The organism is Roseateles sp. (assembly GCF_039595295.1).
Taxonomy (GTDB): Bacteria; Pseudomonadota; Gammaproteobacteria; order Burkholderiales; family Burkholderiaceae_C; genus Roseateles.
Window position 1 is genome coordinate 101,638 of sequence record NZ_JBCNLU010000008.1, and the last position, 13,186, is coordinate 114,823.

Genomic DNA, 13,186 nt, shown 5'->3' on the forward strand with positions numbered 1-13,186 from the left:
GGAGGTTCAAGGCCTGCAAGAACACCCGCGCGACCCTGACGACGCCGCTACCATCCCGCGCCCGGCGCGCATGGCGCTCATTCCACACAGGGACCGTATGACCTTACCCCCGGCGCGCAATTTCGGCATCGACTGCCTGCGCGGCGTCGCCATCCTGCTGGTGGTCATCCACCACCTGGCGCTGCCTTTCCGCCTTCCGTTGCGCCCCAGCCTGATCGGCCCCTGGGTCCCCAAGCGCCTGATCGACTTCGTCAGCTTCAACGGCTACGAAGCGGTTTTCATGTTCTTCGTGATCTCCGGCTTCCTGATCACGACGCGCATCCTCGAGCGCGACGGCGAGCTGCGTCGCGTCGGCCTTCGCCGCTTCTACCGTGCCCGCGCGACGCGCATCCTGCCGCTGCTGCTCGTGGTGCTGACCGCGCTGAGCGTGCTGGCACTGCTCGGCGTGCCAGGTTTTGCACCCGGCGATAAGCAGAGCCTGCCTGGGCTGGTCGGCTCCGCGCTGAGCTTCACCTTCAATTGGTACGAAGGCCAGACCGGCTGGGCGCCGCCGGCCTGGGACGTGCTGTGGTCGCTGTCCATCGAGGAGGTCTTCTATCTCGTCTTCCCGCTGCTGTGCCTGGTCCTGCCCCGTCGTCTGCTGATCGTGGGACTGGCGGTGCTGGCGTTGAGCCTGATGCCGCTGCGCTCGCTGGTGCCGGTCAGCAACGAGGTCTGGTGGGAGAAGGCCTACCTGCCCGGCATGTCCGCGATCGCCTGGGGAGTGCTGGCCGCGATCGCGGCGCGGCGCTGGCAGCCGGGCGCGCGGGACGCGCGGGCGCTGGCGATCTTCGGCGGCTTCTGCGTGCTGCTGGTGCTGGGCTGGGGCGAGCTGGTGCACCGGCATCTCTTCAAGTCGGGCATGTACGGGCTGTGCGCGGGCACCGGACTGATGCTGATCGCCTTCCGGGCGCATCCGCCGCGCATGACGCGCGGGCTGCAATGGCTGGCTCGCATGGGGCGGCTGAGCTATGAGCTCTATCTGACCCACATGTTCGTCGTGCTGGCGACGGTGGCGAGCTATCGCGCGCTGCTGGGAAAGACGCAGGATTGGACCTTCGTCGTGTACCTGCCGGCGGTGGCCTTGTGCGTGCTGCTGGCGGTGGGGGTGGAGCGGGGGATGGCGAAGACCCTCTCCCCAGCCCTCTCCCGCAAGCGGGCGAGGGGGACCGTACTGCAACGGGACTGAGTTACTTCAACGCATCTGCCTTCGCCTTCAGCGTCACGGCCTTCTGCCGTTCCAGCTTGGCCAGCTCGTTGTTCGGGTCGAGCTGAAGCACCGTGTCCCAGCCCTTGATCGCGCCCGCCAGATCCTGCTTGGCGAAGGCGGTCCGCGCCTTCAGCGTCGCCGCGGCGATCTGCTTCTTGCGCACGGCCTCGATCTTGGCGCTCGCGCCCGGCTGATCGGCAGCCTCGGCACGCTGGTACTCCTCCAGCGCCTTGTCGAAGCGGCCCGCGCGCTCATGCGCCTCGCCCGCGCGCAAGGCCTTCTCGCCGGGCGTGGGCTCCGGCGGGGGCGGCGGCGCGGTCACCACGGGCGTCGCCGGTGCCGCGGGCGCGGTGGTCGCGGGCGTCACCGTGGCGGGCGTCGCAGGGGCGGCGGCCGGCGTCTTGTCGTTGCGGCCGCCCTTGGTCGGCGGCGGATACAGCGGACCCGCCGGCGGCTTGCCCGGGATGCGCAGCACTTGGCCGCCCGAGACCTGCTTGGGCACGCGGATGTCGTTGTAGCGGGCCAGGATGTAGAACGAATAGATGTCGCCCATGAAACGGCCGGCGATGCGCGACAGCGTGTCGTTGGACTGCACCGTGTAGGCGAAGGACTCGCGTCCCAGCAGCGCCACCGGATCGGCCGTGATCTGCTTCATCAGGTTCTGCGCCAGCTTGTTGTTCCGGTCCAGCGTCAAGGCGCGCTGCAGTTCGGCGCGGGCCTGGTCTTCCTGCCCGACCTCCAGCAGGTCGACGGATTGCATCGCGGCCTTCTGCGCGAGCGCCTGCTCGGCGGGCGTGGCGGGGGGCGGTTCCGGCGGCGGCGGAGGTGGCGTTTCCGGCGCGGAGGCGGCGGGGGCGGGCGGCTCCGGCGCCGGTTGCTTGGGCGGGTTCACGCAGGCGCTCAGCGCCAGGCTCAGTGCCAAGGTGGTCCCCATCGCCCAGACGCGCCCGCGTGTGACGGCGCTTGCCGCCATCGCGACGGCGGTCGGGGAGGGCGGCAGCGCGGCGTCGGAGGCGCGGAGCGCTGCGGTCGTGATCGGCTGGTGCATCGATGGGTGCTTCGGCAAAGGCATGGGCATGGCGGGGCACGCTTCGGAATTCGAGCGGAATGAAGTATGGGACAGGGATTTCCCCGCAGCAGGTGACTTTCGTTCATTGATGGCCCGACCCCGAGACGCAACCATCCCATGCCACTCCCGAGGTCCAAAGGCAGCATCATGACCCTCACCCTGCGCGCGGTGTCGCTCAACGACCTGCCTCTGTCGCAGCCCATCACCGCGCGCTTCGACGCGGCCGGCGGCACCATTGGCCGCGCGGACCACAACACCCTGGCGCTGCCCGACCCGGAACGCCACATCTCCCGCCAGCAGGCCGAGATCCGCGCCGATGCCGGCGGCTTCGTCATCCGCAACGTCGGCAGCGCCAACCCGATCACCGTGGCCGGGCAGTCCGTTCAGCAGGGGCAGGCCGTCGCGCTGCACCATCGCGACGAAGTCCGCATCGGCGGCTATCTGCTCGAGGTCCAGAACGAGGCCGAGGACGCGGACGCCGCCAGCACCGTCATCCGCCGCGCGCCCGAGCCCGCCCGGGACTTCCCTCAGGACTTCACGCGCGGGGCCGGAACGACGACGGTGCCGGCCGCGATGCCGTCGATCTCCGCCGCGTTGGCGCCGCCGCCGGCCGCGCTGTCCAGCGGCAATCCCTTCGCCGACCTGCTCGGCGGGCCGTCCTCGTCGGTCGATCCGCTGGCTGCCTTCAACACGCCGATGACGCCGACACCGCCGCCCGCGCAGGCCGCGACCGTCGTTGCGGCGCCCGCCGGCCCCGCGCTGCTGCCGGACGACTTCGATCCCTTCGCGCCGCCGACGCCTCGTGCCGCGCCCGCGCCGCAGCCGGCGTTCCCGGAGGCGGCAAGGTCGGCCTCGTCCATCGACTCGGACTTCGATCCCTTCGGCGGTTTCGAGGCGCCGCGGCCGTCCCAGCCCCCGGCGCAGCCCGCGCGCGACGACCTCGGCTTCGGCGGCGCCTTCGGCGACCTGGTGCCGGGCGACGCCAACCGCTCGCTCGACGATCTCTTCGGCCTGCCGCCCGGCGGCGCGGATCCGCTCGCGGGCTTCATGGCCGGCGCGCCGGCAGCCGGAGGACAGGATCTGCACGGGGCCGTGTCGACCGATCCGCTGGCGCTCTTCGGCGCCGCGGCCACGGGCCCGTCGCCTTCGCATACCGAGCCGATGACGCCCGCGCTGCCGGACCACACGCCGGCGCTGCAATCGTCCTTCCGGCCGCCGGAGGTGCGGCCGACGCCTCGGCCGATGCCGCCTTTGCAAGCGCCGACCGCGCCGCCCGTGGCGCAGATTCCGCACGAACTGCCGTCGATCGCCGCCGCGATCCTGCCGCCCGCACCGGCTCACGCTCCGCCTGAAGTGCCGCCGCCTTCCATGCCAGCGCCTGCCGCGCGAGCCGTTCCGTCGCCAAGCGCCGCCCGCCAAGCGACCGGCCCTGCGACCAGTTCTGCGACCAGTTCTGCAAGTGGCGCGACCGGAGCCGTCGGCGCCGACACCGCCGCGCTCTGGAGTGCCTTCTGCGAGGGTGCCGGCGTGCGGATGGCCGCGCCGCCACAGGGCCTCAATCCCGATCTGATGCGGGTCATCGGTCAGCTGCTGCGCTCCACCGTCGAGGGCACCTTGCAGATGATGGCCGTGCGCGCCGCCACCAAGCACGAGCTGCGCGCCCAGGTCACCGTGATCCGATCGCGGGACAACAACCCGCTGAAGTTCTCGCCCGACGCGCAGTCGGCGCTGGAGCAGCTGCTGCAACCGCCGGTGCGCGGTTTCTTGCCCGGCCCGGCCGCGATGCAGGACGCCATGCGCGATCTGGTCGGCCACACCATCGGCACCATGGCCGGCACGCGTGCCGCGCTGGAGGGCGTGCTGACGCGCTTCCAGCCCTCGGCGCTGGAGGCCAAGCTGACCAGCCGATCGGTGCTGGACAGCGTGCTGGCGATGAACCGCAAGGCCAAGCTCTGGGAGCTCTATCTGCAGCACTTCGACGCGATCCGCGACGAGGCGCAGGAGGACTTCCACACGCTGTTCGGCAAGGCCTTCCTCGAAGCGTACGAAGACCAGCTCGAGCGATTGATCCAGCATCAGGCCGAGCAGGCCGGGGCCGGCGCGATCGGGGCCGGCGGTCCGGCAGATCAGAGCGGCCAGCCGACGCCGCGCAATTCCCATCAGAGCGCGGCCTGAAGCCGCCCCTCCGTCCATCACGTCCACCACCATGCTCAAGATCCGGGTCGCCGCCTGCAGCGAACAAGGCGCGCGCGCCAACAACGAGGATGCCGTCGTCGCCCATGAGAACGGGCCCGGCTGGTATGCCGTGCTTGCCGACGGCGCGGGCGGCCATCGCAACGGCGCCGAGGCGGCGCGTCGCGCCGTCCATCGCTTGCAGAACAGCCTGGGCGACGCCACTTTGCCCTGGCGGCCGGAGCTGCTGACGGGCGCGGTGCTCGCGGCGCATGACGATGTGCGCAGCGGCGTGCAGGGCTCGGGGCGGGAGCGGATGCACACGACGGTGGTGGCCTTGTGCGTCGACGCGCAGCGCAACTTCGCGCTGTGGACGCACGTGGGGGACTCGCGGCTGTATCGGATTCGCGAAGGGCGGATCGACACGATCACGCAGGATGACAGCGTCGTGCAGATGCTGATCGACGCCGGGTTGCTGACGCCGGAGCAGGCGGAGGACCATCCGCACAAGAACCATTTGGTGGCCGCGCTGGGGATCGAGGATGAACTTCACCCGCACACGACGGATCCGCAGCCGTTGCGGGATGGGGATGTGTTCCTGCTGTGCAGCGACGGGTGGTGGGGCAGCGCGGGTGACGCGGTGATCCACGACACGCTGGCGGCGGCGGGGTCGCCGGACGAGTGGCTGACGGTGATGCGCGCGGCGATCGAGGAGCGGGGGCTGCCGGATCAGGACAACTTCAGCGCGATCGCGGTGTGGGTCGGGCAGCCGGTGGTGAGCGTGAAGGCGGATGAGCCGACGGATGAGGCGGGGGAAGCGACGGAAGCGTCGGTGGTGGATTCGGGGGCGGTGCCGTTGGATGAAGAGGCGGTGGAGGCGGGCGTGGAGGATGAGAACGAGACGACGCGCCGCATGCCGCTTTGAGCCCCTCGCCCACGAAGTGGGAGAGGGGTTGGGGTGAGGGCCGTGGCACACCAGAGCCCCAATCCCTTCGAACGACGCTCGCTGTCGGCGCCGGCCCTCACCCCAACCCCTCTCCCGCAAGCGGGCGAGGGGCAGTCCGGCTCAGCCCCTCCGCCCCAACATCCCCGCGAACTCCTGCCCCGACGGCAGCCCCGGCCCCCATCTGAGGTGCACCTGCCCCCCCGGTTCCGGATTCGCCGACCACACCGTGCACCCCGCCATCCTCTCCATCAACTCCCCCGCCGCCAACATCGGCACCGCGGAAGTCAACAACCCCGCCGGCGCCGTATAGCTCTCCCACGGCCCCCCCTGCGGCACCGGCAGCGTCCCCGCATGACTCGCCGGCCAATGCGGCGCCGACACGAGCGCCTGCTCCAGCGCCTCCACCGTCGCGGCATCCTCCAGCGTCCTCACCGCCGCCTTCGCCAGCACCGCATACCACCGGTCCAGATGATCCAGCCCCGCCCGATCGATCGGCGGTTGCGCGCGCGGCTGCGCGATGACCAGCGGGAAGTAGCGTCCCACCTTGTCGCAGCTGGGCATCAAGACCCCGAACCACCACTTCATGTCCACCACCCCCGGCGCCCAGGCAAACCTCAGCACCGGCGCCGTCAGATAGACATCCAGCCACCTCGGCCCCAGCGCCCCCGGCAGTTCCTGCATCACCCCCGACAGCCACGCATCGCAGTGCCGCACCCAATGCGCCGGCAGCCGCCGCTGCGCGAAGTCGCCCAGCACGGGCAGCTTGCCGTACCAGCCGGGGGCGGCGTCGGCGTGAAGACTCGAGGCGTCGGGCAGGGCGCTCATCGGGGGACTCTCCTGGCGGTGATCACAGCCCGCTCGGGCAGCGGAACTCGTTGAGTTCCGACAGCCGGAAGGGATTGCGCACGCTGCTGGCGGTGACCTCGAAGACCGCCTTGCGGCCCTCGATCTCGAAGGTGACCTTGAAGCGCTCGGGCGCCGCGGTCTTGTCGATCTTGACCCGGTCGAAGAGCCGGAACAGCGCCCACGGCCCGTCGTTGACCAAGCCCGAGCTGCCGCTCGCGCTGGCCGGGCTCAGCTGCACCCGCACCTGCGAGCTGCCGCGCGGCCCCGGCCATTGCACCGAGGTCGGAATCTGCGGCCCATGGCTGTAGCGCACGATCTGCCCGTCCACGTCCAGGATGAACTGCTGGATGGTCGTGTCCATCTCCACCGGCTTGAAGTCCAGCCGCAGCGAGGGCGTGTTGCTGCCAGGGAAGAAGGTCTCCTTGATCGCCTGCGCGCGCTGGAACTGCGGCAGCGAACCGCTGTCCAGGCCGAGCGGCGTCCCCTCCACCGCGCGGAACTTCCATGGCCGCGTCGTCGTGTCCACATACGGCGCGAGCTTGGACTGGAAGAGCTGATCGATCTTGCCGCCCGGCCCGAACAGCATCGCGAAGTCCGCCTGCGTCGCATCGCGCGAGGAGTTCCGATCCAGCGGATAGCGCCCGGCCACCGCCTGGTTGCAGAACTCGCCCACCTGCGATCGGACCTCCATGCCCAGGTTCTGGCGCATCGCGCCCTGCGACACCCGCGCGCTGCTGGTGCCCAAGTCGTCGAGCATGGTGCGCAGCGGCTCGGGGCTCATCGCCGCGGCGGCCTTCAGGCGCGTGGGCACCGGCGAGGGCGGCGGCGCACTGCCGCCCTTGAGCGCCGAATCCGCCGCCGTCAGCATGATGTTGGCCTCGGCGATCAGGCCCACCGTGTCGTCCAGCGGCGCCTTGCCGCCGCCCGCCGGTGCGGTGACCATGCTGCGCAGACCGGCGAAGCGGTCGTCGACGATGCTCTCGATGCGCGGCGCGTTGGGGTCAGGCTGTGCCCCGGGCTGCCCCGGCTTGCCGGAGAACATCCCGGCGACCCGCTCCCGCGTCTGCTGCACCAGATCGGCGGCGCGGCGCTCGGCGTTCTCCATCGCGTTGCCCGGCTGGGTCAGCGTGGTCTCGCGCGAGGCGGCGCGCAGGAAGGGCCCCAGCGGGCTGTCCGGCGCCGACAGCAGGCGCGAGCGCTCCACCGATTGCGGCACCGTCGCCATCGGCAGCAGCTTCAGGCTGTTGAGGAAGGACTCCCAGGCCGAGGCGTAATCGTTCAGATAAAGCCGGCGCACGTCGTCCACCAGCGGCGCGTTGGCGCGCACCATCGCGGCCGGGGTCTTGGGCGCGGCGGCCACGCCCAGCACCCAGGGCTCCTCGGCGGCCAGCTCGTCGGTGACCTGGCCGACGCGGGGCTGGAACCCGCGCAGATAGGCGTCGCGGGTGAAGAAGCCCGGCACGCCCTGCGTCAGCGGCGCGCCGTTGCTCCGCGTGAACAGCAGCGGCGCGTTGTGCCCGCCCGCCCGCACCGCGGTGAAGTCGGGGTACTCGGCGCCCAGTCCCTGCGCGCGCAGCCGGTTGTAGATGCGCTGCGGCAAGGGCTGCGTGGCCAGCTGCGTCCGCACCGCGCTCAGCAGCGAGGCGTCCTCCGGCAGCGGCGAGGCGATGCCGCCTTGCGCCAGCAGCGCGTCCAGATGCGCGCCCAGCTGCGCCCGCTGATCGGGCGTGAGCTCACGCCGCGTGGTCTCCCAGTCGTTCTCGATGTGCTGCTTGAGCGAGGCCGCGTCGAAATGCTGCGGGTCGTGCAGCATCACGTAGGCCTTGAGCGCCTCGTACAAGGTCACCGGCGTGGCCGCGCCCTGGCGCAGCTGTTCCTCGATGCGCAGCACCAGCCGCGGCAGCACCGCGTCGCCCAGCATGCGCTGATACGAGGCCCGCGCCGCGCTGTCCAGCTTCTTGCCCTGGAACAGCCCCATGCGCATCGTCCACGGCACGTCCTGGTCGACGGCGGCCAAGGCGCGCGTGGCCTCCAGCGCCGGCAGGATGGGCAGCAGATCGGCGCTGGCGCGATTCGGCGTGGACTGCAGCAGCTCACGCACCTTGTCCGCGCGGGCGGAGACCTCCTCCAGATACGCGCGGTTCTTGAAGTAGCTCACCGTCCAGCCGGTCAGCAGGCCGATGCCCGCCAGCCCGACCAGCGCGTAACCCGTCAGCGCCAGCGCGTTGCGGCGCCGCTCCCAGGCGCGGTTGGTGCCGCCCAGGCCGGCCTCGGCGAAGACGACCTCGCCCAGCAACCGGTTCAGGAAGTAGCTGCGGCCGCTGGCCTGGTTGGGCGCCAGCACCGCGTGCTCCAGCTGATAGCCCCGCGCCACCGAACCCAGCACCCGGTCGATGGGCGTGCCCTCCTGCGTGCCGCTGACGAAGTAGACGCCGCGCAGCGGCGGCTGCGCCTCGTAGGGGGAGGGCGCGAAGACGCCCTCGGCGAATTCGGCCAGCAGCGCCTTCAGGCTCGCGAACTGCGCCGGGAAGCCGTAGATGCGCGCGCGGCGCTGCGGGTCGCGCTCGGCTTGCAGCCGATCAATGAGGCCGTCCTGCAGGCGCTGTTCGAGCGCGTCGAACTCGGCGCTGAAGCCGGCCAGCGGGGCCGCGCCGTTGCGCGGGAAGGTGAAGCCCCAGGGCGCGGCGCGCTGGTCCTTGTCCAGGGTCGCGAAGTAGTCCATGAAGCCGGACAGCAGGTCCGCCTTGGTCACCAGCAGATAGAGCGGGAAGCGGATGTCCAGGTCCTTCTGCAGCTCCTGCACCCGCGCGCGCACGGTGGCGGCGTGCTGCGCGCGCTCGGCCGGGCTGCGCGCCAGCAGGTCGGTCACCGACACCGTCACCAGCGCGCCGTTGATGGGCTGACGCGGACGCGAGCGCTTGAGCATCTGCAGAAAGCCGCTCCAGGTCGCCTTGTCGTTGTCGGGATCGCTGTCCTGCGTGGTGAAGCGGCCGGCGGTGTCGATGAGCACGGCGCGATCGGTGAACCACCAGTCGCAGTGACGCGTGCCGCCCACGCCGCGGATGGCGTGATCGCCCATCTGCTCGGCCAGCGGGAAGTTCAGGCCGCTGTGGCGCAGCGCGGTAGTCTTGCCCGAGCCCGGCGCGCCGATGATCAGGTACCAGGGCAGCTCGTAGAGATAGCGGCCGCCGAAGCGCGAGCGCAGCCGCGCGCCCAGGCCGGACGAGCCCTCCGCGCCGAAGCGCGAGCGCTGCAGCAGCTGCAGCGCCTGCCGGAAGCGCTCGCGCACGGCCAGCATGTCGGGGCTGTCGCGCTCCGGTCCGCCGGCGTCGCCGGGCTGTTGCAGCAGCTGATTCACGACTGCGGTGTTGCCGCGCTTGGCGCGCCAGCGGCTCCAGGCGATCAAGGCGATCACCAGCGCCCACAGCACGAGGATCGTGATCCAGCGCGAGCCGCTGGTCTCCAGCGGACGCGCCTCGCCGATCGCCACCAGCGGGCCGATGATCCAGATCACCAGCGACACCGCCAGCAGCAGCACCGCCAGCAGCACCCAGCGGTTGAAGATCCATCCCAGGACGCGTTTCATCGCGAGGCTCCGCGAGCCGGCGCCTCGGGGGCGCGGCCGTTGATCATCAGACTGATTTCCACGCGCCGGTTCAGCGCGCGATTGGCCGGCGTGTCGTTGGGCGCGACCGGCTCGGCATCGGCGCGGCCCTCGGCCCGGATGCGCTCGGCGGCGACGCGATGCGCCACCAGCAGCTCCCGCACCGTGTGGGCGCGCTCTTCCGACAAGTGCCAGTTGGACGGGAAGCGGGCGGTGCGGATGGGCGTGTTGTCGCTGTGGCCGGTCACTAGCACCGTGCCCTGCACCTGTGCCAACGCGTCGGCGATGCGCGTCATCAGCGCGTCGCGCTCGGGGACGATGGTCGCGCTGGCCGGCGCGAACAGTCCGTCGCCGCGTATCGTGACCACGCTGCGGTCTACCTCGTCGCGCACCGCCACCAGTCCGGCCTTGATGTCCGATTGCAGGAATTGCGCGAGCCGCGGCTTGGCGGGCGGCGGCGGCGGCGCCACCACCGGCGGCGACAGCCGCAGCGACTGGATCTGGCCGAAGACCGGATCGGAGCGCTCCGCCAGCGACAGCGTCAGCGTCAGGTACGCGCCGACGAGGATCAGCGTGGTCAGCGCGGCGATCGCGGCCAGCGGCAGCCAGCCGATGTGGCGGCGCTGGGTGGTGGCCTCGACCTGCCAGTGCTGGGCCAGCGCGGCGGGATAGTCGCCCCGCTGCTGTTTGAGGATTTGCGCGAGTCGGTCGCGGACCGCCTCCAGTTGCGCAGGGCCGTTGTCGATCACGCGATAGCGGCCGACGAAGCCCAGCGTCAACGCGGCGTAGATCAGCTCCAGCAGATCGCGGTTGGCATCGGGCTTCTCGGCCAGTCGGGCCATGAGCTGGAAGACCTTCTCGCCGCCCCAGGTCTCGTTGTGGAACATGGACAGCAGGCTGTGTCGCGCCCAGACGCCCGAGCCGCCCCAGGGGGTGTCGGCGGCGGCCTCGTCGATCATGGTGCAGAGCACGTAGCGGGTCGCCATCACGCGCTCGGGCGGAATGCCGGCGGCGGCGGCGCGGGTGGCGAAGTCGCGGATGCCCTGCGCCAGGTTGTTGCGCAGCGCGGCCACGTCGTCGACGCGCCGTGTCGCGCGCAGTTGCGGGACCAGCAGCAGCAGCGGGTTGGCCAGCGACAGCAGCGGGTTCAGGCCGGGCGCGGGCGCGCCGGCATCCGGCGCGGCGGGGGCGTCGGCCGGTGCGCTGCCGCGCGGGGCCTGGGCGCCGCCGGGACGGGGCTTGATGAAGGTGCGCTGATCGTCGAAGCCTGCGAACGGATCGTTGAGCGCGGAGGGGTCCATGCCGGCTCCCGAGGGTTACTGTCGTGAATCGTTGAGCCGCCGCGGCGGCGCGGAGCCGGGCCGTCGGCTACTGCCGGATGGCCCACAGCTCCAGTTCCAGGCCGGGGAAGTCGCCCGCGACATGCAGCGCCAGGCTGCCGTTGCGTTCCAGCTGCTTCCACAGCTCGCCGCCGCGGTCCAGCTCGAAGTAATGGAAGCCGGCGTGGAAGGGCAGTTGACGCGGCGCGACGGGCAGGGCGCGCAGCCCGATGCCGGGCAGCTGCAGGTTGACCAGGTCGCGGATGCGGTCCACCGGGCCCAGCTTGGATTGCGTGGGGAAGCGCTGGCGCAGCTGCTCGGCGGCGACCTGCGCATTGACCGCGATGACGAAGCTGGCGGTGCGCAGCAGATCGGCGTCGGGGACCACGGCGGTGCGCACGCCGTGGGTACGCTCGGTCAAGTCGATTTGCAGCGCGTTGCGCTCAAGGACCACCGACAGCATGCGGCGCAACTCTTCCAGCAGCGGCGCGAAGGAGCCGCGCAGGTCGTCGTGGCGGTAGAGCGGGTACTCGGTCGCCAGGCGCGTGTCGCTGACGAAGGTCGCCATGTCGCCCGCCAGCTGGAGGCAGTCGCGGTGCAGCAGCTCCGGATGCGCGTGCGGCGAGGCGGCGTGCTGGCGGAACAGCGGATCGGCGCGGTTGAGCGCCTGCAGCATCAGGAAGTCGGCCAGCTCGGACACGCCGTTGCCCAACTGCCCCATGCGCGAGGCCAACAGCTGCGCGCGCTGGCGCAGCAGGCCGTGCAGCAGCGAGGCCATCGCCGACAGCTGGCCGCTGGCGTCGATGCGCAGCTGCGGCGGGATGTAGCTGCGGTCCAGCACCAGCTGCTGATCGGCGCGGCGCTCGGCCACGCGGGCCACGCCCAGCGCGGCGTAGGCGTCATTGAGCTCGCGGGCCGGCAGCAGGCGCAGCGTCAGCGCGCCGGTCTGGACGGGCTCGGGCTCGTCGCCGGCGCTGGTCTGATCGCGCAGGTCCTGGTCGACGACGTGATAGCGGTGCAGCTCGGTCGCGTCGTGGCCGTTGAAGGCGACCTGGTCGGTGCCGGGGCGGGCCATGGGCACGGCCAGCACGATGAGGTCGCCCTTGAGGTCGGCCGGCACGTCCAACGGCGCGAGCGCGGCATCGGCCTGCGGGATCTGGAAGGGCGTGCCGTCGGGCAGCACGCCGCTGGCGCGCACGACGCCCAGGCGGCCGACGCTGAGCAGCGCCTCGTCCAGCACCAGCTCGGTGAAGCCCCAGCCATGGGGAGCCAGCGCGCGGGCGCGGCTGTCGACCAGGTGCTCGAGGTAGCGGGTTTCCTGCTGGAAATGGTGGGGCAGCAGGAACATGCCCTGCGTCCAGACGACTTTGCTGTGCCAGCTCACGGCTTGACCGTCGCCGCTGCGCTCACCGCCAGTTCGCCGGCGGTGATGACCACATCCTGCTGCTTGCCCGGCTGCACCGGCACCACGGCGCGCCAGCGCGCGTGTTCCAGGTCGCGGTAGGCGCCGAAGACGGCGATGAAGCGGGTGTCGGGCGAGAGCGTCTTCTTGCTGATCCTGCGGGACTCGCCGGGTTGCAGCGTCATCTCCTCTCGGGCGACCAGCTCGGTGCCGAGCTCGGTCTGGTCGCGCTGATACAGGCTGATGAAGTCGGCGGCGTTGAAGGCGTTGGTCGACTTGAGCTCATACACCCGCACCAGCAGCGGCGAGGGCCGCTGCGTGACGCTGGGGTTGAGCTGCGCCGAGGCGGTGATGCTCCCGTTCACCACGGTGGGCTTGGGCGAGCTGGAGAACATCGACGAGACCGACGACATGCCCGAGCAGCCGCCCAGCGCCAGGGCGGCGAGCGTGGCGCAGACCGCGATGGCGGCCCTCGTGGTTCCGTGGATGGCGTGGCGCGGCTTCATCTGGCAATCCCTTGTAGACGGGGAAAGGATAGCCAGGGGGGGCGGCGCGGGATGGTGACTTAGGTAATCGGGG

The 13,186-nt window shown here is 71.3% G+C and carries 9 protein-coding genes; 3 read left to right on the top strand and 6 right to left on the bottom strand.

Annotation, left to right across the window (positions count from 1 at the left end; genetic code table 11):
* Positions 1–97 precede the first annotated feature (97 nt).
* Positions 98–1,228: an acyltransferase gene (locus ABDW59_RS08545; RefSeq protein WP_343629243.1), complete on the top strand. Its 1,131-nt coding sequence runs from the start codon at positions 98–100 to the stop codon at positions 1,226–1,228.
* Position 1,229: 1 nt separating this feature from the next.
* Here the strand turns inward: ABDW59_RS08545 and ABDW59_RS08550 are convergent, their stop codons facing one another.
* On the bottom strand, positions 1,230–2,297 hold the full coding sequence (locus ABDW59_RS08550) for a LysM domain-containing protein (protein ID WP_343629244.1): 1,068 nt from the start codon (positions 2,295–2,297) through the stop codon (positions 1,230–1,232).
* A 168-nt stretch (positions 2,298–2,465) separates the two neighbouring features.
* On the opposite strand from ABDW59_RS08550, the gene tagH reads away from it, so the two are divergent.
* A complete protein-coding gene (gene tagH, locus ABDW59_RS08555; protein WP_343629245.1) occupies positions 2,466–4,493 on the top strand; it encodes a type VI secretion system-associated FHA domain protein TagH in 2,028 nt (675 codons plus the stop codon).
* Between the two features lie 31 nt (positions 4,494–4,524).
* Positions 4,525–5,415 carry a protein phosphatase 2C domain-containing protein gene (locus ABDW59_RS08560; RefSeq protein WP_343629246.1) on the top strand — a complete coding sequence of 297 codons (891 nt, stop codon included), beginning with the start codon at positions 4,525–4,527 and terminating at the stop codon, positions 5,413–5,415.
* Positions 5,416–5,556: 141 nt separating this feature from the next.
* On the opposite strand, the gene tagF is transcribed toward ABDW59_RS08560, so the two are convergent.
* The 5 genes from tagF to tssJ form a co-directional block, all read right to left on the bottom strand.
* Entirely contained in the window at positions 5,557–6,261 is a 705-nt protein-coding gene (gene tagF, locus ABDW59_RS08565) for a type VI secretion system-associated protein TagF (RefSeq protein ID WP_343629247.1), read from the bottom strand.
* A gap of 22 nt (positions 6,262–6,283) precedes the next feature.
* Positions 6,284–9,868, bottom strand: a complete 3,585-nt coding sequence (gene tssM / locus ABDW59_RS08570; RefSeq protein WP_343629248.1) for a type VI secretion system membrane subunit TssM — start codon at positions 9,866–9,868, stop codon at positions 6,284–6,286.
* Complete coding sequence (locus ABDW59_RS08575) at positions 9,865–11,187, bottom strand: DotU family type VI secretion system protein (protein ID WP_343629249.1); 1,323 nt, start codon at positions 11,185–11,187, stop codon at positions 9,865–9,867. The genes tssM and ABDW59_RS08575 overlap by 4 nt, the downstream gene beginning before the upstream one ends.
* Positions 11,188–11,254: 67 nt before the next feature.
* Positions 11,255–12,589: a type VI secretion system baseplate subunit TssK gene (gene tssK / locus ABDW59_RS08580; protein WP_343629250.1), complete on the bottom strand. Its 1,335-nt coding sequence runs from the start codon at positions 12,587–12,589 to the stop codon at positions 11,255–11,257.
* Positions 12,586–13,113, bottom strand: a complete 528-nt coding sequence (gene tssJ / locus ABDW59_RS08585; RefSeq protein ID WP_343629252.1) for a type VI secretion system lipoprotein TssJ — start codon at positions 13,111–13,113, stop codon at positions 12,586–12,588. The genes tssK and tssJ overlap by 4 nt, the downstream gene beginning before the upstream one ends.
* Between the last annotated feature and the right edge of the window lie 73 nt (positions 13,114–13,186).